This is a genomic window from Streptomyces racemochromogenes (assembly GCF_039535215.1).
GTDB classification, from domain to species: Bacteria; Actinomycetota; Actinomycetes; order Streptomycetales; family Streptomycetaceae; genus Streptomyces; species Streptomyces racemochromogenes.
The window spans coordinates 837,866-864,727 of the sequence record NZ_BAAAWT010000001.1 but is presented as its reverse complement, the minus strand read 5'-3'; the positions used below and the strand labels follow the sequence as shown (position 1 = coordinate 864,727).

The 26,862-nt window shown below is 72.7% G+C and carries 26 protein-coding genes, 1 tRNA gene and 1 pseudogene; 16 read left to right on the top strand and 12 right to left on the bottom strand.

Annotated elements, in window-relative coordinates; translation table 11 throughout:
• Positions 1-49 precede the first annotated feature (49 nt).
• The 4 genes from ABD973_RS04020 to ABD973_RS04005 all read right to left on the bottom strand — a co-directional run bounded on the left by ABD973_RS04020 (position 50) and on the right by ABD973_RS04005 (position 3,019).
• Complete coding sequence (locus tag ABD973_RS04020; protein WP_125823195.1) at positions 50-478, bottom strand: DUF6153 family protein; 429 nt, start codon at positions 476-478, stop codon at positions 50-52.
• 150 nt (positions 479-628) lie between these two features.
• Positions 629-1,105, bottom strand: coding sequence for a hypothetical protein (locus ABD973_RS04015; RefSeq protein WP_125823196.1), 477 nt, complete (start codon positions 1,103-1,105; stop codon positions 629-631).
• A gap of 120 nt (positions 1,106-1,225) precedes the next feature.
• Positions 1,226-2,272 (bottom strand): NUDIX domain-containing protein, encoded by a 1,047-nt coding sequence (locus tag ABD973_RS04010; RefSeq protein ID WP_241253439.1) that lies wholly within the window; start codon positions 2,270-2,272, stop codon positions 1,226-1,228.
• 123 nt (positions 2,273-2,395) lie between these two features.
• A complete protein-coding gene (locus ABD973_RS04005; RefSeq protein WP_125605303.1) occupies positions 2,396-3,019 on the bottom strand; it encodes a LysE/ArgO family amino acid transporter in 624 nt (207 codons plus the stop codon).
• 68 nt (positions 3,020-3,087) lie between these two features.
• Between ABD973_RS04005 and ABD973_RS04000 the strand changes: the two genes are divergently transcribed.
• The 6 genes from ABD973_RS04000 (at position 3,088) to ABD973_RS03975 (ending at position 10,889) form a co-directional block, all read left to right on the top strand.
• Positions 3,088-3,993, top strand: coding sequence for a LysR family transcriptional regulator ArgP (locus ABD973_RS04000; RefSeq protein ID WP_125823198.1), 906 nt, complete (start codon positions 3,088-3,090; stop codon positions 3,991-3,993).
• A 110-nt stretch (positions 3,994-4,103) separates the two neighbouring features.
• A complete protein-coding gene (locus ABD973_RS03995) occupies positions 4,104-5,792 on the top strand; it encodes a serine/threonine-protein kinase (RefSeq protein ID WP_345498493.1) in 1,689 nt (562 codons plus the stop codon).
• Between the two features lie 87 nt (positions 5,793-5,879).
• Entirely contained in the window at positions 5,880-6,962 is a 1,083-nt protein-coding gene (gene corA, locus ABD973_RS03990; RefSeq protein ID WP_125824259.1) for a magnesium/cobalt transporter CorA, read from the top strand.
• A gap of 172 nt (positions 6,963-7,134) precedes the next feature.
• Positions 7,135-7,965 (top strand): chitosanase, encoded by an 831-nt coding sequence (locus ABD973_RS03985; RefSeq protein ID WP_125824260.1) that lies wholly within the window; start codon positions 7,135-7,137, stop codon positions 7,963-7,965.
• A 167-nt stretch (positions 7,966-8,132) separates the two neighbouring features.
• Positions 8,133-8,486 (top strand): DUF805 domain-containing protein, encoded by a 354-nt coding sequence (locus ABD973_RS03980; protein WP_125823200.1) that lies wholly within the window; start codon positions 8,133-8,135, stop codon positions 8,484-8,486.
• Between the two features lie 183 nt (positions 8,487-8,669).
• The gene (locus ABD973_RS03975; protein ID WP_125823201.1) at positions 8,670-10,889 is read left to right on the top strand and encodes an NADP-dependent isocitrate dehydrogenase; all 2,220 of its coding nucleotides are present in this window, start codon (positions 8,670-8,672) and stop codon (positions 10,887-10,889) included.
• A 132-nt stretch (positions 10,890-11,021) separates the two neighbouring features.
• Here ABD973_RS03975 and ABD973_RS03970 read toward each other — a convergent pair whose 3' ends face one another.
• A complete protein-coding gene (locus tag ABD973_RS03970; RefSeq protein ID WP_125595552.1) occupies positions 11,022-11,495 on the bottom strand; it encodes a hypothetical protein in 474 nt (157 codons plus the stop codon).
• 545 nt (positions 11,496-12,040) lie between these two features.
• Between ABD973_RS03970 and ABD973_RS03965 the strand changes: the two genes are divergently transcribed.
• Entirely contained in the window at positions 12,041-13,195 is a 1,155-nt protein-coding gene (locus ABD973_RS03965) for an aminotransferase class V-fold PLP-dependent enzyme (RefSeq protein WP_125823203.1), read from the top strand.
• Here the strand turns inward: ABD973_RS03965 and cobF are convergent.
• A complete protein-coding gene (gene cobF / locus ABD973_RS03960) occupies positions 13,182-13,934 on the bottom strand; it encodes a precorrin-6A synthase (deacetylating) (protein ID WP_125595551.1) in 753 nt (250 codons plus the stop codon). The genes ABD973_RS03965 and cobF overlap by 14 nt on opposite strands.
• Before the next feature lie 18 nt (positions 13,935-13,952).
• Between cobF and ABD973_RS03955 the strand changes: the two genes are divergently transcribed.
• From ABD973_RS03955 to ABD973_RS03940, 4 genes are read left to right on the top strand one after another with little or no spacing between them, the layout of a single operon-like run.
• Positions 13,953-14,738 (top strand): (Fe-S)-binding protein, encoded by a 786-nt coding sequence (locus ABD973_RS03955; protein ID WP_345498486.1) that lies wholly within the window; start codon positions 13,953-13,955, stop codon positions 14,736-14,738.
• Positions 14,735-16,213, top strand: coding sequence for a lactate utilization protein B (locus tag ABD973_RS03950; RefSeq protein WP_345498484.1), 1,479 nt, complete (start codon positions 14,735-14,737; stop codon positions 16,211-16,213). Before ABD973_RS03955 ends, ABD973_RS03950 begins: the two co-directional genes overlap by 4 nt.
• Positions 16,210-16,836 (top strand): LutC/YkgG family protein, encoded by a 627-nt coding sequence (locus ABD973_RS03945; RefSeq protein ID WP_345498482.1) that lies wholly within the window; start codon positions 16,210-16,212, stop codon positions 16,834-16,836. The genes ABD973_RS03950 and ABD973_RS03945 overlap by 4 nt, the downstream gene beginning before the upstream one ends.
• A 4-nt stretch (positions 16,837-16,840) precedes the next feature.
• A complete protein-coding gene (locus ABD973_RS03940) occupies positions 16,841-17,230 on the top strand; it encodes a VOC family protein (protein WP_007267700.1) in 390 nt (129 codons plus the stop codon).
• Here ABD973_RS03940 and ABD973_RS03935 read toward each other — a convergent pair.
• On the bottom strand, positions 17,227-17,718 hold the full coding sequence (locus ABD973_RS03935; protein ID WP_345498476.1) for a DUF309 domain-containing protein: 492 nt from the start codon (positions 17,716-17,718) through the stop codon (positions 17,227-17,229). The genes ABD973_RS03940 and ABD973_RS03935 overlap by 4 nt on opposite strands.
• Before the next feature lie 116 nt (positions 17,719-17,834).
• Here ABD973_RS03935 and ABD973_RS03930 point away from each other — a divergent pair.
• Positions 17,835-17,911, top strand: a tRNA-Pro gene (locus ABD973_RS03930).
• 28 nt (positions 17,912-17,939) lie between these two features.
• Here the strand turns inward: ABD973_RS03930 and ABD973_RS03925 are convergent.
• From ABD973_RS03925 to ABD973_RS03910, 5 genes and pseudogenes are all read right to left on the bottom strand, one after another.
• Complete coding sequence (locus tag ABD973_RS03925; RefSeq protein WP_345504468.1) at positions 17,940-18,698, bottom strand: site-specific integrase; 759 nt, start codon at positions 18,696-18,698, stop codon at positions 17,940-17,942.
• A gap of 259 nt (positions 18,699-18,957) precedes the next feature.
• Positions 18,958-19,323, bottom strand: a pseudogene (locus tag ABD973_RS34710) (hypothetical protein); the annotation flags it as partial.
• Positions 19,324-19,669: 346 nt separating this feature from the next.
• Complete coding sequence (locus ABD973_RS03920; protein ID WP_345498474.1) at positions 19,670-20,230, bottom strand: hypothetical protein; 561 nt, start codon at positions 20,228-20,230, stop codon at positions 19,670-19,672.
• A gap of 170 nt (positions 20,231-20,400) precedes the next feature.
• Positions 20,401-21,384 (bottom strand): SDR family oxidoreductase, encoded by a 984-nt coding sequence (locus ABD973_RS03915; protein ID WP_345498472.1) that lies wholly within the window; start codon positions 21,382-21,384, stop codon positions 20,401-20,403.
• 73 nt (positions 21,385-21,457) lie between these two features.
• Positions 21,458-22,645, bottom strand: coding sequence for a condensation domain-containing protein (locus ABD973_RS03910; RefSeq protein ID WP_345498470.1), 1,188 nt, complete (start codon positions 22,643-22,645; stop codon positions 21,458-21,460).
• Positions 22,646-22,973: 328 nt separating this feature from the next.
• On the opposite strand from ABD973_RS03910, the gene ABD973_RS03905 reads away from it, so the two are divergent.
• From ABD973_RS03905 to ABD973_RS03890, 4 genes are read left to right on the top strand one after another with little or no spacing between them, the layout of a single operon-like run.
• The gene (locus ABD973_RS03905; RefSeq protein ID WP_345498468.1) at positions 22,974-24,788 is read left to right on the top strand and encodes a fatty acyl-AMP ligase; all 1,815 of its coding nucleotides are present in this window, start codon (positions 22,974-22,976) and stop codon (positions 24,786-24,788) included.
• Complete coding sequence (locus ABD973_RS03900) at positions 24,785-25,081, top strand: acyl carrier protein (protein ID WP_164720993.1); 297 nt, start codon at positions 24,785-24,787, stop codon at positions 25,079-25,081. The genes ABD973_RS03905 and ABD973_RS03900 overlap by 4 nt, the downstream gene beginning before the upstream one ends.
• On the top strand, positions 25,078-26,586 hold the full coding sequence (locus ABD973_RS03895) for a flavin-containing monooxygenase (RefSeq protein WP_125823214.1): 1,509 nt from the start codon (positions 25,078-25,080) through the stop codon (positions 26,584-26,586). The genes ABD973_RS03900 and ABD973_RS03895 overlap by 4 nt, the downstream gene beginning before the upstream one ends.
• Positions 26,586-26,813 (top strand): acyl carrier protein, encoded by a 228-nt coding sequence (locus tag ABD973_RS03890; protein ID WP_125823215.1) that lies wholly within the window; start codon positions 26,586-26,588, stop codon positions 26,811-26,813. Before ABD973_RS03895 ends, ABD973_RS03890 begins: the two co-directional genes overlap by 1 nt.
• Positions 26,814-26,862 lie beyond the last annotated feature (49 nt).

Here is a 26,862-nt window from a genome sequence, read left to right as displayed (position 1 = left end):
TGCGTACGGGCGTGCGTGCTCGGCCGGCGGGGACGCCGGCGGGCCGCGCCTATACGCGCAGGAGTTGCAGTTCGCTCAGGGACGGCGGCGCGCGCCCGCATGCCCTGGCCCCGAGCACGACCCCGTGCGGGGCCTCGGCGCCGGCGGGCGCCCCGCCGGACGCTGCCGCCGGGGCGTACAGCACCGGGGCGCCACTGGTGCCGGACGCGGCGCAGGTCGGGTCGGCGTGCTGGGCGTGGCCGCCGGAGGGTCCCTCGTGGTCGGGGCCGTCGGCGTGGACGCAGTCGCAGGGGCCGGCCGACGGGTGCCCGGTGGTCGCCGAGTGGGCGGCGGCGTGCGCCGCGGCCGGCGGGAGGGCTCCCGGGCCGAGGCCGTGCATGCCGACGATCCCGATGAGCACGGCCAGGACGAGGAGCAGCCGTGCGCGCGGCCGCCAGGAGGGCCTCCTCGCGCGTCCGGCCTGCGTACTCGTCCTCATGGCGGCATCGTAGAGGACCCGCTGGAGATACTCCAAAGGGGTAGGGGGTATGTCGCGGAACCCGCGGCTCCGCACCCGCCCGCTCACGGGGTGGCGGTCCCGGCACGATGACGGCCATCACGGCTCCGTGCGGCGCCAGGGGCCGCGCTCCTACGGACGTCCAGGGCCGTCGGGGTGGTGGTCGAGGTGCCCCGCCGCCGGGACCGGGTACAGCCCGGCGAAGAACGGGCGCGCGGGGTCGTCGCTGAGCAGCCGGGTGAGCAGCGAGCGGAAGGTCTCGGCGGTCGTCGTGCGCAGCACCAGCTCGCTCTGGTACATGCTCGCCGGACCGAGCCCGATCTCCAGGACCGCGCCCGCGCGGTGCGTCTCCACCGTCACCGGCGCCTCCTGGATGCCCGTGAGCCCGCAGTGGAGTGTGCCCTCCAGGCGGCCCGCCAGTTCTTCGAGCCGCTGCGCCGTGCAGCCCTCGGAGGAGGAGAGGGTGGTCAGCAGCCGCAGCCGCTCGAAGAGCATCCGGGGGCCGGTGACGGCGATCCGCAGCTCGGTCGTGTCGGCCAGCAGGTCGACGAGGCCGGGCCCGCCCTCGGACAGCACCACCGAGGCGGTGCTGGGTGGCGCCGGGGGCATGGGCCGCCCCTTCCGGTGGTGGGAGCAGGTCGGGCCGGGCGGGTACGGGCCCCCCGGCCGTCCCCGTCGAGTCTCCCGCCGCCCGGCCGCCCCGGCGATCCCGCGAAGGCCGAACGGGTCTCAGCGCGGGCCCGCCCGGCGCCCCGAGTGGAGTTCCAGCGGGCCGGAGCCCTCGGCCAGGGCCGTCAGGCAGGCCTCGATCTGCCGGCGCAGCTTGGGCTTGACCAGACCGCGCAGCTCCTCGCGGCGCGCCGTGCGCCACTCCAGCAGCTCGGCGGGCGGCAGCCGGATCGCGGCGAACTCGGCCGGGCCCAGGACCCCGCCGTCGTAGAGGAAGCGGATCCGGGCCGGGTAGCCGGGCCGGTGGGTCCAGTTGACGGCGAGGAGGCGACCGGGCTCCCGCTCCAGCCCGGTCTCCTCGCGGACCTCGCGCGCCGCCGCGTCCCGCGGGGTCTCGCCGAGGTCGCTGTCGACGCCGCCGCCGGGCAGCAGCCAGCGGCCCGGCTCGCCGTAGCCGGGCCGGACCAGCAGGACCCCGCCGGCCCCGTCGGTGAACAGCACGTTCGCGGCGGTGAGGGCCTTGGGCCGGGCCGCGCGGTGGCCGGCCGGGTCGTAGCGGCCGGAGTGCTCCAGGGCGGCGCGGTCGGCCGGGTCCAAACCGGCGGGGGATCCGGGCTGCGGGACGCCGTCGACCAGGTGCGCGACGGATCCGGAGTACAGGGCGGCCAGCCCGGCGCGCAGCCGGGGCGCCAGCCGTCCGGGCAGCTGTTCCGCGGCCGCCTCCGGGGTGAGCCAGTGGGCCTCGGCGACCTCGCCGTCCGCGTGGGCGATCCCCTCGGTCTCGGCGTCGGTCAGCGGCCCCACGAGGTACGCGTGGACCACGAGGGAGCGGCCGAGCGCGCCCGGCGGGCAGGAGTCCACGGCCAGCAGCCGGCCGACCGGGACGGACAGGTCCAGCTCCTCCGCCAGCTCCCGGGCCAGGCCCTGTTCCGGGGTCTCGGTGTCCTCCACCGTGCCGCCGGGCAGTTCGAGTCCGTCCTTGTACGAGGGGGTCAGTACGAGGACCCGGCCCCGCCGGTCCAGGACGATGCCGGTCGCGGCGACGAGGGGGGACGGCTGGGCCGCGTAGTAGGCGCGCACGGCCTCGGGAGACGGGCGGTCGGGCACGGCGGCGGCTCCGGGGTCGGGGAGAGGGGGAGGGGGGAGAACGAGGCGGGAGGGGGACGGCGTACCGGGAGCGGTAGCGGTCCCCGGAACCATAACCACCTCCCGTCCCGTCCCGGCCCTTCCTCAGGCGCGGGCGAGGAGCATTCCGCCCATCGTGACCATCGTGGCGGCCACCAGCCCGTCCAGTACCCGCCAGGCACCCGGCCGTGACAGCGGGCCGCTGAGCAGCCGGGCGCCGTAGCCCAGGGTGGCGAACCAGATCAGGCTGGCCAGCCCGGCCCCGATCCCGAAGGCCCAGCGCAGGTCGCCCCGGTCGGCCGCCAGCGAACCCACCAGCAGGACGGTGTCCAGGTAGACGTGCGGGTTGAGCCAGGTCATGGCCAGGCAGGTCAGCACGGCGGCGCGGACGGAACCGGCCGTGGCGCCCTCCGCGGTGAGGGCCGCGCCGGGGGCGGGACGCAGCACCCGGCGGGCCGCGATGATCCCGTAGCAGATCAGGAAGCCGCCCCCGGCGATGCCCACCGCGGTCAGGGCTGCGGGCCACGCGGTGACGAAGGCGCCGACCCCGGCCACGCCGAGGAAGATGAGCACCGCGTCGGAGACGGCGCAGATCGCGACCACCGTCAGGACGGCGTGCCGCCGCGCGCCCTGGCGCAGCACGAAGGCGTTCTGCGCGCCGATCGCGACGATGAGGGACAGACCGGTACCGAAACCGGCCAGTAGTGCTGTGGTGATGCCGTTCGTCATGCTCCGACCGTAAGGACCGCGCGCCACCGCGTACAGCTAAAGATTTTTACGTATCATTAGCTCTCGTGATGGACGAGCTTCCCCTGGAACAGGTCCGGACCCTCCTCGCGGTCGTCGACGAGGGCACCTTCGACGCGGCCGCCGCGGCCCTGCACGTGACGCCCTCCGCCGTCAGCCAGCGGGTCAAGGCCCTGGAACAGCGCACCGGACGGGTGCTGCTGATGCGGACCAAGCCTGTCCGGGCGACGGAGTCCGGAGAGGTGGTCATCCGCTTCGCCCGGCAGCTGGCCAGGCTGGAACGGGACGCGCGCGCCGAGCTGGGCATGGGCATGGCCGACGGCCTGGGCCCGGTCCGGATGCCGATCGCCGTCAACGCGGACTCGCTGGCCACCTGGTTCCTGCCCGCCCTCACCCGGGTCCCGCAGCAGCCGCCCATCTGCTTCGAACTGCACCGCGAGGACGAGTCCCACACGACGGCCCTGCTGCGGGAGGGCCAGGTCATGGCGGCCGTCACCTCCTCACCCGACCCGGTGGCCGGCTGCACGGTCCGGGCGCTGGGACTGGCCCGCTACCTGCCGGTGGCGAGCCCCGACTTCGCCGACCGGCACCTGACCGGGGCCCCGGCCCGGGACCTGCGGGAGGCCCCGCTGATCGTCTTCGACCGGCGCGACGTCCTCCAGGACGACTTCGTCCGCGCGCTCACCGGCGGCGCCTCGCCCGCCTCGGCCGCACGGCACCTCGTCCCCACCTCGGAGGGCTACCGGGACGCGGTGGCGGCGGGCCTCGGCTGGGGGCTCGTACCCGAACCGCAGGCGGAACCGCTGCTGGAGAGCGGCGCACTGGTGCCGCTGGCGCCGGGCCGGTGGCTGGACGTACCGCTGTACTGGCAGCAGTGGAAGCTGGACTCTCCCGCGCTCGCCCTGGTCGCCCGGGTGGTCGCCGAGACGGCCATGGAGGAACTCCGGCCGGTCTGACCCCCTGGAGGGCAGGGGGTGTCCGCCCGGAGCGCCCGCCGATCGTGCATCTACGCTTGTGCCCCGTCAGATCGTCGAGACGGACGACCGGTCGTGGAACGGAGCATGCGGTGCCAGCGGGCCAAGCGGGGGAAGCGAACGACGGGGACCTCGTCGGCAAGGTGCTCGGAGGGCGCTACCGGGTGACCTCGGTGATCGGCCGGGGCGGCATGGGCGTGGTCGCCCGTGCCGTCGACGAACTGCTCGCCCGCGAGGTCGCCGTCAAGGTCCTGCGGGCCTACACCGACGCCGACGACGAGGAACTGGCCGACCTGCGCACCCGGATGGAGCGCGAGGCACAGGCCGCCGCCCGCGTCCGGCACCCCGGCGTGGTCACCGTCCACGACGTCACGCACGAGCGGGGCCTGCCCGTCATCGTCATGGAACTCGTCGACGGGCCCTCGCTCGACGACTCCGTGACCCGGTACGGCGCGCTCGACCCGCAGGAGGCCGCCGAGATCGGCGCCAAACTGATGGACGCGCTGGACGCCGCGCACCGGGCGGGCGTCCTGCACCGCGACGTGAAGCCGGGCAACGTGCTGCTGGAGCGGGGCGGCCGCGTCGTGCTCACCGACTTCGGCATCGCCACCATGGAGTCCTCCGACGACGAGGCCCTCGCCAAGCTGACCCGCAGCGGCCAGCTGGTCGGCTCCCTCGACTACCTGCCGCCGGAGCGCGCGCAGGGCCGGGAGCCCGGCCCCGCCTCGGACATCTGGTCGCTCGGGATGACCCTGTACGCGGCGGTGGAGGGGGTGTCGCCGTTCCGCCGCACCTCGGTGTGGTCCACGCTCGCCGCGATCGTCGGGGACCCGCTGCCCGAACCGCGGCGTGCGGGGCCCCTCGCGCCGGTGCTGCGGGCGCTGATGGCGAAGGAGCCGGAGCACCGGCCCACCGCCGAGCAGGCCCGCGCGATGCTGGAGCAGGTCGCGGCGGGCGGCGCGGCCCCGGCGGTACCGGCCGCGCCGTCGCCGTACGCGCCCGGGCCCGCGGCGGTGGCGGCGCCGACTCCCGGATTCGGACCCGCGCCGGCGGCGGGCCCCGGGCCCGGAGGCGGCCCCGGCCCCGGCCCCGGCGGCGGCGTAACGTTTCCGCAGCCCTACGCCCCCGCCGCCCCGCAACCCGGCTTCCCGCCGCAGGGACCCCCGCCCGGCCCGGCGCCCACCCTCGCCCGGTCCGGTTCGGCGGACGTCGACCGCGCGCGCCGCCGCAGCCGCGCCGCGATAGCCGTCGCGGTGGTCGCCGTGCTCGCCGCGGGCGGGGTCACCTACGCCGTGACCTCGGGCGGCGGCGGCAAGGGCGTCGCGGCGCCCACCCCGGCGCCCGGCGGCTCCCCGACCGGGGGCGCACAGTCCGCCTCGGCCGCCCCGGCCCCCTCGCCCTCCGTCTCCGGGCCCACGGCCAAGCCCTCCGCGAGCACCTCGAAGAAGCCGGGTACGCCGTCGCCCTCCGGGAAGCCGTCCTCGCCCGCGCCGGGCGGGCCCAGCCCCGTACCGACGGGCTGCGCCGGCTGGACCCACCACGACCCGAAGCCGGGGACGTACGGCTACATATCCGGCGACCACCACCTGCTGGCCGCGCCGTACCAGCAGTGCGCCAAGGGCACCCTGGTCAAGGACGGCACGAAGCTCTGGTACCACTGCTACATCGTCAACTCCTACGGCAACCAGTGGACGTTCGTGCGCGTGGAGGGCACCAACGCCACCGGGTGGCTCTACAACCGCGACCTCAAGGGCCAGAAGGGCTCCTCCCCGGCCTGCTAGGCGGTGGGCGCGGGTGCGTGGCCGGGCCGCCGGCCGGGCGGTGGCAGACTGGCCGCTGATCCGCCGAAGGGGAGTACGCCCGTGTCCATGTTCAGCAACCTGCGCCGTGCCGTGCGCCGCGGCTACCGGCGGGCCGTCGACCTCAGCCACCCCGCCCGCTCCCCGCTCGGCAGCGCCGTCGTCAACTGCGTGGTCTACCAGGACGGCATCCGCCAGGACGGCTGCGCGGAGGCGGAGGAGGCCCTGCGCCGGGTCCGCAAGACGGGCGCCGGGTTCGTCTGGATCGGCCTGCACGAACCCTCGGAGCAGGAGCTGGCCGGCCTCGCGGAGCTGTTCGGCCTGCACCCGCTCGCCGTCGAGGACGCCGTCCACGCCCATCAGCGGCCGAAGGTGGAGCGCTACGACGAGACGCTCTTCGCCGTCTTCAAGACCGTGCGCTACGTCGAGCACGAGGAGCTGACCGCGACGAGCGAGGTGGTGGAGACCGGCGAGCTGATGGCCTTCATCGGCGAGGACTTCGTCATCACCATCCGGCACGGCGGACGCGGCACCCTCGGTCCGGTCCGCGAGGCCCTGGAGGCGGCGCCGGACCAGCTAGCCAAGGGGCCGGCGGCCGTCCTGCACGCCATGGCGGACCACGTGGTGGACGACTACGTGGCCGTCACGGACGCGGTGCAGAGCGATATGGACGCCGTGGAGACGGCGGTGTTCAGCGAACACGGGGGCCGGGGCGACGCGGGCCGGATCTACCAGCTCAAGCGGGAGCTCCTCGAACTGCGCCGGGCGGTGGCCCCGCTCGGCCGGCCCCTCCAGCACCTGGCGACGCAGCCGATACCGGTGATCCCGCCGGATGTCCGCGCGTACTTCCGCGACGTCGCCGACCACCTGGCGCGGGCCACCGAGCAGATCGGCGCGTACGACGGCCTGCTCGACTCCATCCTCCAGGCGCACCTGGCGCAGGTGACGGTCGCGCAGAACGAGGACATGCGCAAGATCACGGCGTGGGCGGCGATAGTGGCCGTGCCGACGATGGTCTGCGGGGTGTACGGGATGAACTTCGACCACATGCCCGAGCTGCACTGGACGTACGGATACCCGCTGGTCCTGGCGGTGATGGCGGTCGCCTGCCTCGTGATCCACCGGGGGTTCAGGCGCAACGGCTGGATCTGAGCCCTGCCGGGGCTTCGGCCGGGCGGGGCGGGCGGCGCGCCGGACTCCGGGCGCCGCGGGGGGTGTTCGCCGTGTCCGATGTCTGGTAGGAAAGTTTCCTAACGGATCAGGGAAGACTCAATCCCCCCACGGAGGCCCTGTGTTCACCCGCTTCACTCCCCGTCGCACGACGATGGCCGTCGGCGCCCTGCTCGGCACCGCCCTCCTCACCGCCCCGGTCGCGGCCCACGCCACCGCCGCGCCCCCCGCCGCGGCCGCGCCCGCACCCGGCGCCACCGCGGCGGCCGCCGCCGCCACCGGGCTCGACGACCCGGCGAAGAAGGACATCGCCATGCGGATCGTCTCCAGCGCCGAGAACTCCTCCCTCGACTGGAAGGCCCAGTACAAGTACATCGAGGACATAGGCGACGGCCGCGGCTACACCGCCGGCATCATCGGCTTCTGCTCCGGCACCGGCGACATGCTCGACCTCGTCGAGTACTACACCAAGACCAAGCCCGGGAACGTGCTCGCCAAGTACCTCCCCGCCCTCCGCAAGGTCAACGGCGGAGACTCGCACGCCGGGCTCGACCCGAACTTCACCAGGGACTGGGCCAAGGCCGCCCAGGACGCGGCGTTCAGGAAGGCCCAGGACCACGAGCGTGACCGCGTCTACTTCAACCCCGCCGTCGGGCAGGGCAAGGCCGACGGGGTCGGCACCCTCGGACAGTTCGTCTACTACGACGCCATCGTCATGCACGGCGACGGCGGCGACCCCACCAGCTTCCGCAACATCCGCAAGCGGGCCCTCGCCAAGGCCAGGCCGCCGGCCCAGGGCGGCAACGAGACCGCCTGGCTGAACGCCTTCCTCGACGCCCGCGTCTGGGCGATGAAGCAGGAGGAGGCCCACAGCGACACCAGCCGCGTCGACACCGCCCAGCGCGTCTTCCTGAAGAAGGGCAACCTGGGCCTCGACACCCCGCTCGAATGGAAGGTCTACGGGGACTCCTACCGCATCGGCTGAGACGCCCGGGACGCCAGTGACAGCTGTCGCCAACTCCCCCTGAAACCAAGCCCGATGGCCTAAATCAGGCACCCTGGGATGGCTTGGGTACGACGGCCCCAGGGCATAACCCGGGCCCGGCCCCTTTCAGGCCGAGGGGCCGTCGATGCCGTCCTTAGGGGGGACTCGTGCACTACTACGTCGACGTCATCAAGCGCTACGCGGACTTCGCCGGCCGCGCGCGCCGCCGGGAGTACTGGATGTTCGTCCTGTGCAGCATCCCGATCATGGTCGTGGCGATCGTGCTGGACTTCGCGCTGGGCAGCTACCCGGTCATCTTCTACATCTACAACCTCGCCGTCTTCCTCCCCACCCTGGGCCTGAGCGTCCGCCGGCTCCACGACACCGGCCGGTCCGGGTGGTGGTACCTGATCAGCTTCATCCCCTTCGTCGGCTGGATCGCGATCATCGTCCTGATGGCCCTGGAGGGCCACGCCGGGCCGAACGAGTACGGCGCGAACCCCAAGCAGGTCACCGCCTGACACGCACGGCGCAGCGGCGCCGCCGCCGGCCCCGGAGGCCGGCGGCGGCGCCTTTCGCGTTGCCGTGACGCGCGTCTCCCCGGTCTTGCGGCAGGGGGCTGTCCAGACATGCCCGATCACGAGATATCTTGATGTCGAGCAATGTTGCAGACGAGAGACGCAGACTGTGGAGCGGAGCATCCGGTGACTGACTCGACCATCATCTACACGCACACTGACGAGGCCCCGGCCCTCGCGACGTATTCCTTCCTGCCTGTGATCCAGGCCTACGCGTCGACGGCCGGTGTGAATGTCGAGACCCGTGACATCTCCCTGGCCGGTCGGATCATCGCCGTCTTCCCCGAGTACCTCGAGGAGGGGCAGCGGATCGCCGACGCCCTCGCCGAGCTCGGCGAGCTGGCGAAGACCCCCGAGGCCAACATCATCAAGCTGCCCAACATCTCGGCCTCGATCCCGCAGCTGAAGGCCGCGATCGCCGAGCTCCAGGGCCAGGGCTACGCCCTCCCGGACTACCCGGACGACCCGAAGTCGGACGAGGAGCGCGAGATCCGCGCCCGTTACGACAAGATCAAGGGCAGCGCCGTCAACCCGGTCCTGCGCGAGGGCAACTCCGACCGCCGCGCGCCCGGCTCGGTGAAGAACTACGCCAAGACCCACCCGCACCGCATGGGCGCCTGGACCCCCGAGTCGAAGACGAACGTCGCCACCATGGGCGAGAACGACTTCCGCTCCACCGAGAAGTCCGCCGTGATCGCCGAGGCCGGCACGCTGCGCATCGAGCACGTCGCCGCCGACGGTGCCACCACGGTGCTGCGCGAGTCCGTACCGGTCCTCGCCGGCGAGGTCGTGGACGCGTCCGTCATGCACGTCGACGCCCTGCGCACCTTCCTGAACGACCAGATCGAGCGTGCCAAGGCCGAGGGCGTCCTGTTCTCCGTGCACCTCAAGGCCACCATGATGAAGGTCTCCGACCCGATCATCTTCGGCCACGTGGTCCGCGCCTTCTTCCCGAAGACCTTCGCCCGCCACGGCGAGGCCCTCGCGGCCGCCGGCCTGTCCCCGAACGACGGCCTCGGCACCATCCTGAACGGCCTCGGCGGCCTCGCCGACGGCGACGCGATCAAGGCATCCTTCGACGCCGAGCTCGCCGAGGGCCCCGCCCTCGCGATGGTCGACTCCGACAAGGGCATCACCAACCTGCACGTGCCGTCGGACGTCATCGTCGACGCCTCCATGCCGGCCATGATCCGCACCTCCGGCCACATGTGGGGTCCGGACGGCGCCGAGGCCGACACCCTCGCCGTCCTCCCGGACAGCAGCTACGCGGGCGTCTACCAGGCCGTCGTCGAGGACTGCCGCGCCCACGGCGCGTTCGACCCGGCCACCATGGGCTCGGTGCCGAACGTCGGCCTCATGGCCCAGAAGGCCGAGGAATACGGCAGCCACGACAAGACCTTCGAGATCGCCGCCGCGGGCACCGTCCGCGTCGTCGACGCCGCGGGCAACGCGCTCATCGAGCAGGAGGTCGCCGCCGGCGACATCTTCCGGGCCTGCCAGACCAAGGACCTGCCGATCCAGGACTGGGTCAAGCTCGCCGTCACCCGCGCCCGCGCCACCGGCGCCCCGGCCGTCTTCTGGCTCGACGAGACCCGCGCCCACGACGCGCAGCTCATCGCCAAGGTCAAGACGTACCTCGCGGACCACGACACCGAGGGCCTGACCATCGAGATCCTCTCCCCGGTCGAGGCCACGAAGTACTCCCTGGAGCGCATCCGCCGCGGCGAGGACACCATCTCGGTGACCGGCAACGTGCTGCGCGACTACCTGACCGACCTCTTCCCGATCCTGGAGCTGGGCACCAGCGCCAAGATGCTGTCGGTCGTCCCGCTGATGGCGGGCGGCGGCCTCTTCGAGACGGGCGCTGGCGGCTCCGCCCCGAAGCACGTCCAGCAGCTGGTCAAGGAGAACTACCTGCGCTGGGACTCGCTGGGCGAGTTCTTCGCGCTGGCCGCCTCCTTCGAGCACCTCGCCGCCACCACGGGCAACGCCCGCGCCCAGGTCCTGGCCGACACCCTGGACCGCGCGACCGGCACCTTCCTCAACGAGGACAAGTCGCCGACCCGTCGCCTCGGCGGCATCGACAACCGCGGCAGCCACTTCTACCTGGCCATGTACTGGGCCCAGGAGCTGTCCCGCCAGATCGACGACCCGAAGCTCGCCGCGGCCTTCGAGCCGCTCGCCAAGACGCTGGCCGAGTCCGAGCAGAAGATCGTCGCCGAGCTGAACGCCGTCCAGGGCTCCCCGGCCGACATCGGCGGCTACTTCCAGCCCGACCCGGCCAAGGCCGCCGAGGTCATGCGCCCCTCCGCGACGCTGAACCAGGCGCTCGCCCTGCTGGGCTGACCCCCGGCAGCGGGCAGCAGCAGTAGGCGTTCCGCCCCGGCAGGGCCCCGTGCCCGGCCGGGGCGGACGTGCGTCCGGAGGCGGCGGGCGTGGGTCCGGGGGCGGGCGGACGTGCGTCCGGAGGCGGGTGGCTCAGAGCCGGTGCACCCGGCCCTGGCCCACGGCGAGCGGACGCCGGCCGGCCGCCAGGATGCGCAGCCCGGGCGCGGCGGCGAGCAGCTCCCGCACCCAGGCCAGCGCCTCGGGGCCGAGCCGGTCGCTGCCGTCCAGGACCAGCAGCATGTCCCGCTCCGCCAGCCAGGAGGCCGCGTTGGCCGTGCCGCAGGGCAGGAAGGGCATGCCCGGTACGCAGCCCAGCGCGGCCACGAGGCCGCGTACGCCGCCGTCCGGGCTGACGGTGACCACCGCCGCCCCGTCGCAGAAGTTGGACGCCAGCCGCCGGGCGACGTCCCGCACCAGCAGGCTCCGGGCCTCGTGGAACCGGCCCGTGACCGTCAGCACCCGGCCCCGCCGGACGGCGGTGAGCAGGCGGGACAGTTCGGTGGACGTGGTCGGCAGTGTTCCGGTCGCTCCGCCCGATGGTGTCGGCCGGGAGTCCCCCATCATCACGATGCCCCCCGTCGCATACGTGACCCCGTGCGGCACGAGGGTTGTTTCGCGCCGCGTGACGATGATTATGCGTCAATTCGGCAGCATGGCCAGGGGAATGCCGTATTCCGGCGCATGGTCCGGGAACGCCCTGCTCAGCCGCTGCCTTCGCGGGCCGGTGAGTCCGGTACCTACGGCCCGTACGGCCCCGGCCGCGGGGCCGGCCCGGGCGGCGTGCGCGCCGCGCCCCGGCCGCCGGCGAGCGGTCGTCGGCAGGGCGCCGATCGGCTCTACTGCCGGACCGCCCCTCGCAGCAGGGGTGGTTCCCCCGGGAGGGGACCGGGCGCACCGGCGGCGCTCCCGCTCGTCGGGACGCCGGCTCGCGTGCTCGTCACCGCCCTCTCCTCGCCCGCGCCCGCGCCGCGGCCGGCGTCGCCGGGGACCCCTCGGCCAGGCAGGCCAATCCGGCCCAAGCGGCCCTTCCCTCCCGGGGCGACGAGACCCCATGCTCCGGATGCGGCCCACGAGGCCCGCACCCGACACGTCCCGCACCGGAGGTACCCGTGCCCGCGCCGTCCGCCCCCTCAGCCCCGCCCGCCTACCCCGGCGGCCCCGGCCTCTTCCGGCTGGACCCCGCCGTCGCCCACCTCAACCACGGCTCCTACGGCGCCGTCCCGCTGCCCGTCCAGGAGGCCCAGGAAGCCCTGCGGGCCGAGTTCCACGCCGACCCCGACGCCTTCTTCTTCTCCCTCCCCGACCGGCTGGCAGCCACCCGGGCCCGCATCGCGGCCCGGATCGGCACCGACCCGGACGGCCTCGCGTTCGTCTCCAACGCCACCGAGGGCGCCAACCTCGCCTTCGGGGCCATCCCGCTCGCCGGGGACGACGAGGTCCTCGTCACCGACCACGGCTACGGAACCGTCACCGCGGCCGCCGCCCGTCGCGCCCGCGTCACCACCGTGGCCCTGGACCCGCACCTGCCCGACGAGGACGCCGTGCGCGAGACCGTGCTCGCCGCCCTCACCCCCCGCACCAAGGCGGTCCTGCTCGACCACGTCAGCTCGCCCACCGCCCGGCTCATCGCCTCGCCCCGGCTGCTCGCCGAGCTCTCGGAACGCGGCGTCACCACCGTCGTCGACGGCGCCCACACCCCCGGCATGCTGGCCGAGCCGGTCGCCGGCGCCGACTTCTGGTTCGGCAACCTCCACAAGTGGGGCTACGCGCCCTCCGGCACCGCCCTCCTCGCCGTCGCCCCCGCCCACCGCGCCCGGGTCCGCTCCCTCTCCCCGTCCTGGCAGGACCACCTCGGCTACCCGCGCTCCGTCGAGTTCCGCGCCACCGCCGACTACACCGGCTGGCTGGCCGCCCCCGAGGGCCTCGACCTCATCGAACGGCTCGGCGCCGACGGGGTCCGGGCCCACAACAGCGCCCTCGCCGCCTACGGGGCCGCACTGCTCGCCCGGATCCCCGGCATCACCGAGCTCCCGCACACCCCGGGCCTGGCCATGCGCTCCCTGCTGCTGCCGCCCGGCACCGCCGAGACCCAGGACGCCGCCGCGGCCCTGCGCGAGGAGATCGCGGCCAAGGCCCGCATCCGCACCCTGGTCTGGGCCCGGCCGGGCGGCGGCGGCATCCGGGTCTGCGGGCAGCTCTACAACCGCGCCGAGGAGTACGAACGCCTCGCCGAGGTCCTGCCCGCCTTCCTCAGGGGCGCCTGAGCAGGTAGGTGTCCATGATCCAGCCCTTGCGGGCGCGGGCCTCGCTGCGCAGCTCCTCGATGCGGCCGGACACCTCCGCCAGCTTCCCCTGGACCAGGATCTCGTCCGCGGTGCCCACGTAGGCGCCCCAGTAGATGTAGAGGTCCTGGTCCAGATGGGCGGTGAAGGCGTGCCGGGCGTCCAGCATCACCACCACGTCGTCCACGTCCTGCGGCCAGCCCTCCGCGAGCCGCCGGCCGGTGGTGATCTGGACCGGCCGCCCGACCCGGTTCAGGTTGGTCCGGTGCCGGGCCAGCAGCGCCGACACGCTGCTGATGCCCGGCACCACCTCGTGCTCGAACGCCACCCGGCCGTGCTCCAGCACCTCTTCGAGGATGGCGAGCGTAGAGTCGTACAGCGAAGGGTCGCCCCACACCAGGAACGCACCCGTCTCGCCCTCCGCCAGGTCCTCGGCGATGAACCGCTCGAAGATCTCGGCCCGCGCGCTGCGCCAGCCGTCCACCGTCGGGGTGTAGTCGGCCGGGGTGCGGTCCCGGTCCGGGTCACGGCCCTCCACCAGCCGGTGGCCGGGACGGGCGTGCGCGTCGAGCATCGCCCGGCGCAGACCGGTCAGGTCCGACTTGTCCTCCCCCTTCTCCAGGATGAGGAATGCGTCCGCCGCGCCGATCGCCCTGACCGCCTGGAGGGTCAGGTGGTCAGGGTCGCCCGCGCCTATGCCGATGACTGAGAACTTCTTCACCGGGCTATTGTGCCCATCATGCGCGCCGCCCTGTTCGTCACCTGCGTCAACGACGCGCTGTACCCCCGAACCGGCATCGCCGTCGTACGCCTGCTGGAGCGCCTCGGCGTCCAGGTGGACTTCCCCGCCGCCCAGAGCTGCTGCGGCCAGCCCCAGTACAACACCGGCTACCGCCACGAGGCCGAGCCGCTGCTGCGCCGCACCGCCGCCGCCTTCGCCGGGTACGACCACGTCGTCACCCCCTCCGGCTCCTGCGCCGCGATGATCCGCGAGCACTACCCGCGCATGGGCCGCCGGGCCGCCGAGGAGGGGCGGGGCGGCGGGCTGGCGGAACTCGCGCAGGACCTCGTACCGCGCGTCCACGAGCTCACCGAGTTCCTCGTCGACGTCCTCGGCGTCACCGACGTCGGCGCGTACTTCCCGCACACCGTCACCTACCACCCCTCCTGCCACGGCCTGCGCTCCCTCGGCCTGGGCGAGCGCCCCCGCCGGCTGCTGGCCGCCGTCAAGGGCCTGGAACTGGTCGAGCTGCCCGGCGCCGACGAGTGCTGCGGCTTCGGCGGCACCTTCTCCGTCAGGAACCCCGACGTCTCCGCCGCCATGGGCACCGACAAGACCGCCGCCGCCCGCGCCACCGGCGCCGAAGTGCTCTGCGGCGCCGACAACTCCTGCCTCGCCCACCTCGGTGGCATCCTGCGCCGCGCGGGGGACCCGATGCGGACCCTGCACCTCGCCGAGATCCTGGCCGCCACGGAGGAGGACCCCCTGGAGGAGGACCTCTTGGAGGAGGACCCCCTGCCATGACCGGTACGCACCTCGGCATGCCCGCCTTCCCGCCGTTCCCCGACGCCGCCCGCGAGGCCGTACGGGACGGCGTCCTGCGCGCCAACCTCCGCCACGCCACCCACACCATCCGCGGCAAACGCGCCCGCGCCGTCGCCGAACTCGCCGACTGGGAGCGGCTGCGCGCCGCGGGCAAGGCCGTCAAGGACCACACCCTGCGCCACCTCGACCGCTACCTACTCCAGCTGGAGGCCTCCGTCACGGCCGCCGGCGGTACCGTCCACTGGGCCGCCGACGCCGACGAGGCCAACCGCATCGTCACGGACCTGGTGCTCGCCACCGGCGAGAGCGAGGTCGTCAAGGTCAAGTCCATGGCCACCCAGGAGACCGGCCTCAACGAGGCCCTGGAAGCCGCGGGGATCGCCGCCTACGAGACCGACCTCGCCGAACTCATCGTCCAGCTCGGCCACGACCGGCCCTCGCACATCCTCGTCCCCGCCATCCACCGCAACCGGCGCGAGATCCGGGACATCTTCCGCTCCGAGATGGGCGGATGGGGCCGCCCCGCCCCCGAGGACCTCGGCGACGACCCCCGCGAACTCGCCGAAGCCGCCCGCCTCCACCTGCGCGAGAAGTTCCTGCGGGCCAAGGTGGCCGTCTCCGGCGCCAACTTCGTGGTCGCCGAGACCGGCACCATGGTCGTCCTCGAATCCGAGGGCAACGGACGCATGTGCCTGACCCTGCCCGACACCCTCATCTCCGTCGTCGGCATCGAGAAGGTCGTCCCCACCTTCCGCGACCTCGAAGTCTTCCTCCAGACCCTGCCGCGCTCCTCCACCGCCGAGCGGATGAACCCGTACACCACCATGTGGACCGGCACCCACGAGGGGGACGGCCCCTCCGCGTTCCACCTCGTCCTCCTCGACAACGGCCGCACCGACACCCTCGCCGACGCCACCGGCCGCCAGGCCCTGCGCTGCATCCGCTGCTCGGCCTGCCTGAACGTCTGCCCCGTCTACGAACGCGCCGGCGGCCACGCCTACGGCTCCGTCTACCCGGGCCCCATCGGCGCCGTCCTCAGCCCCCAACTGCGCGGCACCGCCGGCGCCGTCGACGCCAGCCTGCCCTACGCCTCCACCCTCTGCGGTGCCTGCTACGAGGTCTGCCCCGTCGCCATCGACATCCCCGAGATCCTCCTCCACCTCCGCGAACGCGTGGTCCAGGGCGGCCCCGTGACCCGCGAGGGCGTCCGCGTACGCCTGCGCCCCGCACACGGCCACACCGCCGAACGGGCCGCCATGCGCGCCGCCCGGCTGCTCCTCGACCACCCCGGTGCGCTGCGCGCGGGGGAGCGGCTGCTGGCCCGCGCCCGCCGGCTGCGCCCCCGGCGCCTGCCCGGCCCCGGCCGGGCCTGGACCGACACCCGCGAACTGCCCGACATCCCGGCGGAACCCTTCCGCGACTGGTGGCTCCGAGAACGGGGGAACCGACCTTGAGCACCAGGGACCGCATCCTGTCCCGCATCCGGCGGGCCACCGCCGGGGCCCCGGACGCCCCGCCCGTCCCGCGGGACTACCTCCGCGTCCACGGCAGCCGGACCCCGGCCGAGACCGCGGACCTCCTCGCCGCCAACCTCACGGAGTACCGGGCGACAGTCCACCGCACCGACGAGGACGGCATCGCGCGGCTGCTGGCCCGGCTGCTCGCGGCCTCCCGCACGGTCCTCGTTCCGCCGGCCCTGCCGGGGCACTGGCTGGCGTCCGCCACCGCGACCCGCGTCCACGACGACCCGGCCTCCACCCCGTACGACCTGGACCGCGTCGACAGCGTGGTCACCGGCTGCGCCCTGGCCATCGCCGAGACCGGCACCCTCGTCCTCGACGGCGGCCCCGACCAGGGCCGGCGCCGCATCACCCTGGTCCCGGACCACCACGTGTGCGTGGTCCGGGTCCCCGACCAGGTCGTGGACTCCGTCCCGCAGGCCCTCGAACGCCTCGACCCGACCCGCCCGCTGACCTGGATCTCCGGCCCCTCCGCCACCAGCGACATCGAACTCGACCGGGTGGAGGGCGTGCACGGCCCCCGCACCCTCGACGTCGTACTCCTCGGCGCACAATAGCCGCATGCCATCCCACATCGCCCTGACCGCCCTCGTGGTCCACGACTACGACGAGGCCATCGACTTCTACACGCGAGCGCTCGGCTTCGAACTCGCCGAGGACACCCCCCGGCCGGACGGTTCCCGCTGGGTCGTGGTCCGCCCGCCCGGCGCCAAGGAGTCCGCCCTCCTCCTGGCCCGCGCCAAGGACGACGCCCAGCGCTCCCGGATCGGCGACCAGACCGGCGGCCGCGTCGGCTTCTTCCTCTACACCGCCGACTTCGCCGCCGACCACGCCCGGATGACCGCCGAGGGCGTCCGCTTCCTGGAGGAGCCGCGCCACGAACCGTACGGCTCCGTGGCGGTCTTCGAGGACCTCTACGGCAACCGCTGGGACCTCCTCCAGCCGGCCTAGGCCCCCGGGTTCCCCGTCAGCCGGGGAGCCTCGGCCGCCGCGTCGACCCGCTCCCCGGCCTCCACCCGCCCGGCCAGCTCCCGGGCCCACCCGAGGAGCCCGGCCACGTCCAACCCGTACGCCTCCCCGAGCCCCAGCCCGGCCAGCGCCCCGGCCCCGCGCCGCAGCAGCCGCGCCCCGCCGACGGAGTTCCCCCGCGCGGCGTGCGTCAGCCCCACCGCCAGCTGCGCCAGCGCCTTCCACAGGCCGGCGTCCTCGGCCCGCCCGGACTTCCACGCGTCCTCGAACACCTCGTGCGCGTGGAAGGGCATCCCGGCGTCCAGCAGCCGCTGCGCCTCCGCCACCGTCAGCCCCGGCGCCCGCACCACCCCCTCGGGCTGCCGCGCCACGCCCTCGGCCCCGTACGGCAGCGGCCGCCCCAGCCCGTCCCGCGGCCGCGCACTGCGCGCCCGCCCCTCACCGTCCCGATCGCGTTCCCGTTCCGTCACCCGGCCATCCTGCCCGCCACCGATTACCCGTGCACACGCACCCCTCGCCGTGGGGTAATGTTCTGCATGTGCCCGGCACGAGGGGGAAACCCCAGGTGAGGGGCACGAAGCAGTAACGGGACGTGGCGCAGCTTGGTAGCGCACTTGACTGGGGGTCAAGGGGTCGCAGGTTCAAATCCTGTCGTCCCGACCATGCTTTATGCAGGTCGGAGGCCGTTCTCTCATCCACGAGAGGACGGCCTTTCGTGTGTCCGGGGCCATGGTGGTCGCAATGTGGTCGCACGTCCAGCCTGTGGCCGGTCCGTTGCCGCGCAGAAGGCCGGCGGCGCGGGGAAGTGGACCCGGCCGAGGGCTTCGCGCAGCTGCTGCAGGTGGTCGCGTGGTGGTCGCAGCCATGCCGGGCGGCGTGTTTCGCGGCCGGTGTTCTGGGCTCCGGTGAGGGTGCGGTCGATGGTGTCGACGGCTTCGCGGGCTGCCTGCCGGGTGAGGTGGCTGTAGATGTTCGCGGTGGTCGACAGGGTGGAGTGCCGCAGCGTCTTGGACACCACAGTGCGCGGAACGCCGGCGGAGATCGTGATCGTGGCAGCCAGGTGACGCAGGTCGTGGACGGTGATCCGCGGGACGCCAGCCTCTTCGGACAGCTCGTGTAGCCGGTCGAGGACCTGGTGCGGTCCGAGCGGTCGCCCGTCGGGTCGGCAGAAAACCAGACCGGTGAACGGGTCGTCAGGATCACCCCTCGTACGGGTCGTTGTGAGCGTCCGGTGCCTGAGTGCGGTAGCGACGCGAGGTGAGATGGTGACCCAGGCGCGGCTGGAGCGGGTCTTCGGGGCGGTGATGACGAGGTGGTTGTTGTCGATCGCGGAGAGCGTGCAGCGCACGTAGAGGAGGCCCTCGCCGAGGTGGACGTCGTCCCAGTGGAGTCCGAGGGCTTCGCCTTTGCGCATGCCGGTGCCGATGAGGAACTCGAATAGGTCGGCGATCTCGGGGTCGGCCTGGTGGCAGTAGGTGAGGAAGCGTGCGGCCTCCTGCGCGGTCCAGATGCGTCGTTCCGGTGCCGGCGGGCGGCGTAGGACCGGGGGAGAAGCGGGGTTGTCGGACGGCGTCGCCGAGGGCGCTGGAGAGGGTGGCCAGGCAGCTGTAGAGGGTGGTGCGGCCGCGGCCGGCGGCGAGCTGGCAGGTGACGAAGGCGGAGATGTGGCGGTGGGCGAGCTGGTCGAGCTTGAGTGTGCCGAAGGCGGGGATGAGGTCGTTGCGGACGTAGTCGCGGTAGCGGGCCATCGTGGTCGGCTTCAGCACCAGGGCCTTCGCCTGCAGCCAGGCGTCGAGGTAGGCGGCGACGGTCTGGCTCGGGTCGGCGTTGTACCCGCCGGCCTCGCCCTCGAGGAACCGGCCCAGCGCCTGCTCGGCCGCGTCCTGGGTGGAGAATCCGCCCCGTCGCACCGTGGTGCGGTGACGGTCCGGGGTGGGGACGTCGACGGCGAAGTTCCAGGTGCCGTGCTGGCTGTCCGTGGTCAGGTGGGGGCAGCGGGTGCCGAGCTGGTGGTGCTGGGGGTCTCTGCAGCCGCAGCGGCGGTAGATCCGGCCGCGGCCGACGCTGGTATGCATGGGGATCGCCTCCAGGAGGCGAGAGCTGGAGTGGATTCTTCCAGCGTGCGACCACAGGCGACCACCACGCCTTCCAGAGCCTCTTGACCAGCACGTTTCCCTTGGCAGTGCGCCAAGGGCAGCGCGGTTACCCAGCTCTGCGGGAGCGGCGTACGATCCCCTCTCTCTTCGACGGCACGGGGCATCACCAACCCGCTCGGAGGGCTACCCAAGCTGTAGCCGCCGGTGAGCCCAGGTTGGGGTTCGTACAGGTCGCGGCCGGTGCCGTTCGGCACCGGCCACGTCTATCGGCGGACATGGCCCCGGTGGAGCAGGGCGCTGTCACCCCGCTCCGGCCTGCGGATATCTAGGGGATGGGGAACTTGCTCAGAGGGTTGACGATCTCAGCGTGCCCTTCGAAGGTGAAGAGCGCGGTACCGGCTGCTGCGGGACTCGTACCGAAGGTGTCGGTGAAGGCCGCCGCGGCCGGGGTCGTGATGTACAGGGTGTTGGGTGAGGCGTCGAAGGTGGTGGGGGTGACCTTGGCCAGGCTCGGCGAGGATTTGTAGTGCAGGAAGTCGGTGGGGGTGGCCGGTGAGCCGTCCGGGGCGAAGTCTGCGCTGGTGTCGCCTTCGGTGAGGCGGACGTGGATGTGGAGGTTGGTCACGTCCAGACGGTGTCCGTTGCGCGAGAAGCGCATGCCGCCTTGGAGGGGGGCGTCCCCGCCGGAAAGGTTGGCCTTGGCGGTGCCGGTGCCCGGCAGGGTCACGCAGGTGCCCGTGGCCGTCGCGGGTGCGATGGCTTCCATGGTGACGCCCTGGGCTTCCGCGGCGCGAGCTGCCTCGGGGGTGAGGCAGTACGTTCCGGTGCCGCGCAGAGACAGGTCGGGGCCGATGGCGGCGACGGTGGCGACGGCTGCCACAGCCACGAGTGACAGGGTGGCCAGGCGCTTCTGGGTGGGAGAGATATTCATGCCCCGGTAACGAATCGCCTCCGGATACGACGCGAACAGCGGATCATGATCACCCGAATGCCACGTACCAGCCTCTCGCGGCGACTCACGAAGCTCTTCTGCCGGGAAGCCGGCGCCAGGCCAGGTCAGATAGCCCACGGTGCGCAGCGCCGGACATCGTGCGCGAGGGCCTTCATCGCTTCCGCCCGGGTCAGTTGGCGCGGCAGTAGCCGAGGCAGGTCGCAGGGCAGGGCGGACTGGGTGGGCGGCTGGAATCCGAGTTGGGCCAGGCGCGCCATGCCGTGGGTGCGGGAGTGCGCCGTGGCGGGTTCGGCCAGCAGTGGGCCCCGGGCGGGTCGGCCGGCTTCCTCCAACCAGTCGAGGCAGGCTTCCTCGATGTCGGCCGCGGTCAGCCGCGCCGGCCCGGCGGTGGCCCAGTGAACGCCGCCCATGGTGGGGTCCCCGGCGAGCAGGGCTTCGGTCAGCGCGATGATGTAGTCGACGAGCAGTTCCATGGGCAGGATGTCGCACCAGTGGTCGGGGTTGACGGGCACGCCGCCGGCCCTGCCGCGCAGCAGTACGTCGTACAGGACGTGGGGGAACTGGTGCCGGGGTGGCGTGGAGGCGCTGCGCGAGGCGAACAGCAGAGCGGGCCGCACGATGGCGACGGGCTGCTCACTGTGGGCTGCCCACTCCTCGGCCCGGCGCTTGGAGCTGCTGTAGGCACGCATCGAGCGGGCGGTGAGGTCGTCGCCGGTGACCTCGAAGGCGGCCGCGGCCGAGGAGAGCAGGACCACGGGTGCCTGTGCCTCTGCGGCGAGTCGGAGGATCCGGCGGGTGCCGTCGGCGTTGACGTCGTCGAAGGCGGTGAGATCGGGCGGGGCGAAGGCGGTCAGGGCGCCGCAGTGGACGATGACGTCGGTACGAGCCGCCAGATCGCGGCGCCGGCGGGTGTCCAGTCCGAGGCCCTCGGCGGTGAGGTCGGCCTGTACGCAGGTGGGGGCGCCCGGGGGGCGGCTGCGGTGGACGAGTGCGGTGACTTGGTAGCGGGCGGCGAGCGCCGGGAGCAAAGCGGAGCCGATCACTCCCGTCGCGCCGGTGAGCAGGACGGTCGGGCGAGGCGAAGTCATGGTGTGCCTCCATCGGGCTTGTGGGCGGGACGGCGGATGCGGTGCCCGGTTCGAGACTGGTTGCCGCAAGAGTTCAATGGCGGGTGGCGGCGGCCAGTGTCGCCAGTTCCTGCTCCCACAGGCGGGGCAGGTCTCGGACGTGCTGGTGCTCGCCGCGGGCGGTGAAGGAGACGGTGGCCCGGGTGCCGCAGAGGAGGAGCGCGCTGGAGAAGAGATGGCCGGCGGCGAGCGGTGGCATGGCGGTGCTGCCGATGACGGGGGCTCCATCGAAGGCCAACGGGGTCGGGATCCCCAGCAGGGTGGCGCTGGCCAGCGCGTCCCCCGGGCTGAGTGAGGGCGCGATGTGCTGCCACAACATGTGGTGGGGCGCCCGGTCCAGGATGCGGCGGATCTGGTCTCGGGGCCAGAAGCGGGTCTGCTCGACCATGCGCTCGAGGCGCTGGCCCGCACTCGGCTCGTCCACCGGAAGGAGCAGGCGCGCATGCCCCATCCGGTTGCCTCGGTCCTGGCGCTCGGTGCGGAGTCGTACGTTGAACGGGACCCGCACGGGGACGGGCTGCTGGCATGCGCCCGGTGACAGCCAGGTCCGTACGGCACCAGCCAGGGCGGCGAGGTAGATGTCGTTGAGGGAGGCGCCCGAGGCGCGGACCACGGCACGCATGGTGTCCACGGGAACGTCCACGCAGGTCAGGAGCCGATCATCGGTGCATGGTGGGCAGCTTGCCGACCGGCGGCCTTCAAGCGGCTGCTCGGTCAGGGGAATTGCGGGGACGCGGTCGGTGAACAGGCGCCGGATCGTGTGCGCGACGGCTGCGCCGTCCTGGGCGGCGTGGTGGACGCGGTAGGCGAGCAAATATTCGTCCTCGCGTTCAGCGTCCAGCAGCCACACACCCCAGCGCGGCCGGTCGTCCGGAACCGGCTGGTTGGCCATCCTCTCCGTACCTGTGCGTGGATCGCCGCCGCCACCGAGAACGTGAACGTGATCGCCCACATGGAAGGAGTCGAACGGGTTCCAGCGCTCCTCGCGGGGCGGACCGTCCAAATACTCCTGGAGTACGGGTACTTCAGCCAGGCGGGCAGCGATCAGGGAGGCAAGCCGCTCCGGGCCGGGTCTGGGGCCGCGCAGCCGTAGGGCGACACCGACGACGAATCCGTCGTCGGGACGCTGACGCGCCCACTCCAGCATGCCGCGGTCCTGCGCGGGGCTGAACTCCCCCTCGGCCGAGAGCGCGGCAGGCCCCCCATTGCCCTTGGCCGCCACCGGTTCCTCCACTTCTCGGTCTTTATATGAAGGGGAACGGCCCTGGACGGGTTTGGTTACTACCGGTGCTGGTGGGGGCGTCACCTCAGCCCTTCCCCAGTCACCTGAACGGCGGCATGAATGACCCGAATGGCTCAGGTGGCTTCTGCTCGGTTGCGATGGGGAGTGCAACGTACGGTCAGCTGCTGGTCATGGACGGCCGCGCTCCGTGCTTCGGCCTACCCTACCCAGCCGGCCCGCCCGGCCCGGGACAGCAGACCTCCCCGTCGGAACGTCCGTTCCACATGCCCACAGTTCGCCCGACGCTCGGTGAAAGGAACCTCCGGTCATGCCCGGCCACTGCGACTCCGGTTCTGCCTCCTCGCTCGCTGCTGCTGCCCCGGGTGCCTTATCGGCGAAGCCGGAGTGGGCCCCGCTTCCGGTTGTCGTCAGCGGCCATGCCGCCGATTGCGGCGACCGTCCCGCGCTCAGCTTCGTCAGCTACAGCCACGTCCCGGAAGGGGCCTGGCACACGCTGACCTTCGCGGAGGTGGACCTGCGGGCACGGGCGCTCGCCGCCGCTCTCGAAGCCCGCTTCCCCCGGGGCGAGCGCGTGGCAGTGCTGTGCCCGCAAGGCAGCGGGTACGGTCTGGCGTTCCTGGCCTGCCTGTACGCCGGCATGATCGCGGTACCGCTGTTCCCGCCGGAGGATCCCCGCCGTACCGGCCGGCTGAAGGCAGTGCTGGCGGACGCGGATCCGGTGTGCCTGCTCACCGTGGAGCAGGAGTCGGCACCCTGCCGGAACCTGGCCGACGGGCGCCTGCCGGTATGGGCGGTGGACGACATCGATCTCAGCCTCGCAGCCCACTGGTCAGGACACGCTGCCGCCCCGGGGGACCCCGCCTACCTGCAGTACACCTCCGGCTCCACCGGAAACCCCCGGGGTGCCGTCATCACCCACGGAAACCTCGTGGCCAGCACGCGCCAGGTCATCGAGGGTTGCGGCCTGTCCGACAGCACCCCCCTTGCCAGCTGGCTGCCGCTCTACCACGACATGGGGCTCTGCAACGGCGTGCTCCTCCCGATGCTGGCCGGCGCGCACCTGGCGCTCATGTCCCCGCTGGCATTCATCCAGCGCCCCGTGCGCTGGCTGCGGCTGCTCGACGCGCACCGGGCCCACCTCAGCGCCGGCCCGAACTTCGCCTACGACCTCTGCGTCCGCAAGATCCCCGAACCCGCTGACCTGAACCTGGATTTGAGCTGCGTGCGCGTGCTGACCAACGGGGCGGAGCCGGTTCGCCCGGGCACCCTGCGCCGCTTCACCGAGGCCTTCGCGGGCTCGGGGCTCGCCCCTGATGTGGTCAAGCCCAGCTACGGGCTGGCCGAGGCCACCGTGCTGGTGTCCTGCAACCGCGTCGGACAGCGCTGGACCGAACTCGTTCTGGACAGCGCAGCGCTCGCCTCCGGCCGGGTCCGCGTCCTGAACGGCACCGCAACCGCCGCCGGTGCAGGGGCGACCACGGTCGTGGGCTGCGGTCGGCCCGTCGGCCAGGACGTACGGATCGCCGACCCGGAGACCGGCGTCGAGCGGGAGCCCGGCCTCACCGGTGAGATCTGGGTACGCGGCCCCAATATCGCCGCTGGCTACTGGAACCAGTCGGAGTCCTCCGCCGAGCTCTTCGACCGGACCCTGAAGAACCTTGACGGCGCCGAGCATGGCTGGATGCGTACGGGGGACTTGGGCTTCGTACACGAGGGCGAGGTGTTCGTCCTCGGCAGGATGAAGGACGTCATCATCATCCACGGCGCCAACCACGCGGCCGCTGACATCGAGGACACCGTCCACCAGGCGATCGGCGAAGCCGTCCCCGGCGGGGTCGCCGCCTTCGCCGTACCGGGCGACGACCACGAGGGCGACCGGCTCGTCATCGTCGTGGAACTCACCGCCGGGCCCCTGCAAGCCGAGTCCATCGGCCTGCGCCACCGCGTCCAGACCGCCGTCGCCACCCGCCACGGCGTGCGGCCCTACGACGTCCTCGCCGCCAAGCGCGGCAGCCTGCCACGTACCACCAGCGGCAAGCTCCGGCGCGGCGACTGCCGTGACCGCTACCTCGTGGAGCGGGACGCGACCTGCCTGACCACGAAGATCAGGGACGCCCAGTGAAAGACCACACCGAGATCTCGGACATCACCGACTGGCTGGCCGGCCACCTCGCCGCCCTGCTGGACGTCCCCGCCGCGGACATCGACACCACCGTGCCTCTGGATGCCCTCGGTGTCACCTCGATGGAAGAGGTCGCCCTCACGGGCGCCCTGGAAGAGCAGTACGGGCTGACCATCCCCCTCACCGACGTGAGGCGCCACCCCAGCGTCGAGTCCCTCTGCGCCCACCTCAACGGCCTCGTCGCCCAACACCCCAACGAAGCCCTTTCCTCGACCGGGGAAGGCGCGGCATGAGCGGTCCGGCCGGCCGATCGCCGCGTGTCGCTGTCATCGGGGCAGGCGTATCGGGCCTCTGCATGGGGCACCGGCTCAAGAGCGCGGGCATCGACGACTTCGTCATCTACGAGAGGGCGCCCGAGGTCGGCGGGGTGTGGCGGGACAACACCTACCCGGGCCTCAACTGCGACCTGCCCTCGCGCAACTACGCGTACTCCTTCGCCCCGAACGCGGAGTGGACGCAGTTCTACTCCGACGGCCAGGAGATCCGCCGCTACCTCAACCACGTAGCGGACACCTGCGGCCTGCGCGAGCACATCCGGCTCGGCGAGGAAGTCACCACCGCGACCTTCGCCGACGGGCAGTGGACTCTCGAGACGGCCCTGGGAGCGACGGAATCGTTCGACTTCCTCCTGTGCGCCACCGGACTGCTCGTCCATCCGAAGGTTCCGCAGATCCCCGGCCTGGACGAGTTCGCGGGCGCCGCATTCCACTCCTCGCGCTGGGACCACACCGTCCCACTGGCAGGGCGGCGGATCGCCGTCATCGGAACGGGATCAACCGGCGTCCAGCTCACCTGCGCACTCGCCGAAACGGCCGGCCGCTTCATGCTCTTCCAGAGAACCCCGCAGTGGGTCTTCCCGAAGGTGAACAAGCGCTACAGCGCCTGGGCCAAGGCGGCCCACCGACGCATCCCGGGCTTCTCCCGCCTCGCCGACCACGCATGGCGTCTCGCCTATGAACACACCATCGGCGCGGCGCTGGTCAAGCCGGGGTTGCGGCGCGCCCTGTTCGGCCTCGGATGCCGCCTCGCGCTGAGGAGCGTCCGGTCGGCTCCGCTACGGCGCAAACTCACCCCCGACTACCAGCCGATGTGCAAGCGGATCGTCACCGCCTCCGGGTTCTACCGGGCCGTCCAGCTACCCCACGTCGACGTGGTGACCGAGTCGCTCGAGAAGATCACGCCCACCTCGATCCTCACCGCCGACGGCCAGGAACACCCGGTGGACGTCATCATCCTCGCCACCGGATACCACGCGGACGCCTACACCCGGCCCATGAAGGTGACCGGACAGGACGGGATCACCCTGGACGCGGCATGGGCGGACGGTCCACGCGCCTACCGGACCGTCGCCGTCTCGCGCTTTCCGAACATGTTCCTCCTGTGCGGACCCAACAGCCCCTATGCCAACGAGCCGGTCCTGCGAACGGCGGAAACCCAGGCCGACTACATCATGCAGTGGATCTCCCTCTTTCAAGAAGGGAAGATCTCGCAGGCCGCCCCCACCCGTGAGGCGACCGACTCCTACAACGCCGCCATCAACCGGGCGCTCCCACGCACCGTCTTCGCCGCCGGCTGCGCCAGCTGGTACCAGGACGTGCACGGCGTGCCGGTGATCTGGCCGTGGACCGCGAGCCGGCACCGAAAGATGCTCGCCGCGATCCGGCCCGACGACTTCGATACCCGACCCGGTCATGCACATCCCGAGGCGGACCGGCCCCTACAGATGGAGAACCCCTGATGTACGAGAAGCTGCTCGCTCTGCTGGACGAGATGGGCATCGACATCGCGCAGGCGACACCGCAGACCACCTTCCGCGACCTCGAGATGGACTCCCTGTCGCTGACCGAGCTGGCTGTCAACATCTCGGACGACACGGGCGTCTTCGCCGACGGCGAGGTCAGGGACATGACCCTCGCCCAGGCCGCACAGCGCCTGATGCAGGCAGCCGAGCCGCAACAGGCGTGACGCGGCGGGTCGCCCCCACCTCCCCGCCACACCAGCGGAACCTGCAGCG

Excerpts from the sequence above, each read along its gene's own strand:
- ABD973_RS04000 (WP_125823198.1), top strand. The coding sequence starts at position 3,088 with ATGGACGAGCTTCCCCTGGAACAGGTCCGGACCCTCCTCGCGGTCGTC.
- ABD973_RS03985 (WP_125824260.1), top strand. The coding sequence starts at position 7,135 with ATGGCCGTCGGCGCCCTGCTCGGCACCGCCCTCCTCACCGCCCCGGTC.
- ABD973_RS04020 (WP_125823195.1), bottom strand. The coding sequence starts at position 478 with ATGAGGACGAGTACGCAGGCCGGACGCGCGAGGAGGCCCTCCTGGCGG.
- ABD973_RS03915 (WP_345498472.1), bottom strand. The coding sequence starts at position 21,384 with ATGACTTCGCCTCGCCCGACCGTCCTGCTCACCGGCGCGACGGGAGTG.
- ABD973_RS03905 (WP_345498468.1), top strand. The coding sequence starts at position 22,974 with ATGCCCGGCCACTGCGACTCCGGTTCTGCCTCCTCGCTCGCTGCTGCT.
- ABD973_RS03955 (WP_345498486.1), top strand. The coding sequence starts at position 13,953 with ATGCGCGCCGCCCTGTTCGTCACCTGCGTCAACGACGCGCTGTACCCC.
- corA (WP_125824259.1), top strand. The coding sequence starts at position 5,880 with ATGTTCAGCAACCTGCGCCGTGCCGTGCGCCGCGGCTACCGGCGGGCC.
- ABD973_RS03950 (WP_345498484.1), top strand. The coding sequence starts at position 14,735 with ATGACCGGTACGCACCTCGGCATGCCCGCCTTCCCGCCGTTCCCCGAC.
- ABD973_RS03895 (WP_125823214.1), top strand. The coding sequence starts at position 25,078 with ATGAGCGGTCCGGCCGGCCGATCGCCGCGTGTCGCTGTCATCGGGGCA.
- ABD973_RS04005 (WP_125605303.1), bottom strand. The coding sequence starts at position 3,019 with ATGACGAACGGCATCACCACAGCACTACTGGCCGGTTTCGGTACCGGT.
- ABD973_RS04015 (WP_125823196.1), bottom strand. The coding sequence starts at position 1,105 with ATGCCCCCGGCGCCACCCAGCACCGCCTCGGTGGTGCTGTCCGAGGGC.
- ABD973_RS03890 (WP_125823215.1), top strand. The coding sequence starts at position 26,586 with ATGTACGAGAAGCTGCTCGCTCTGCTGGACGAGATGGGCATCGACATC.
- ABD973_RS03940 (WP_007267700.1), top strand. The coding sequence starts at position 16,841 with ATGCCATCCCACATCGCCCTGACCGCCCTCGTGGTCCACGACTACGAC.
- ABD973_RS03970 (WP_125595552.1), bottom strand. The coding sequence starts at position 11,495 with ATGATGGGGGACTCCCGGCCGACACCATCGGGCGGAGCGACCGGAACA.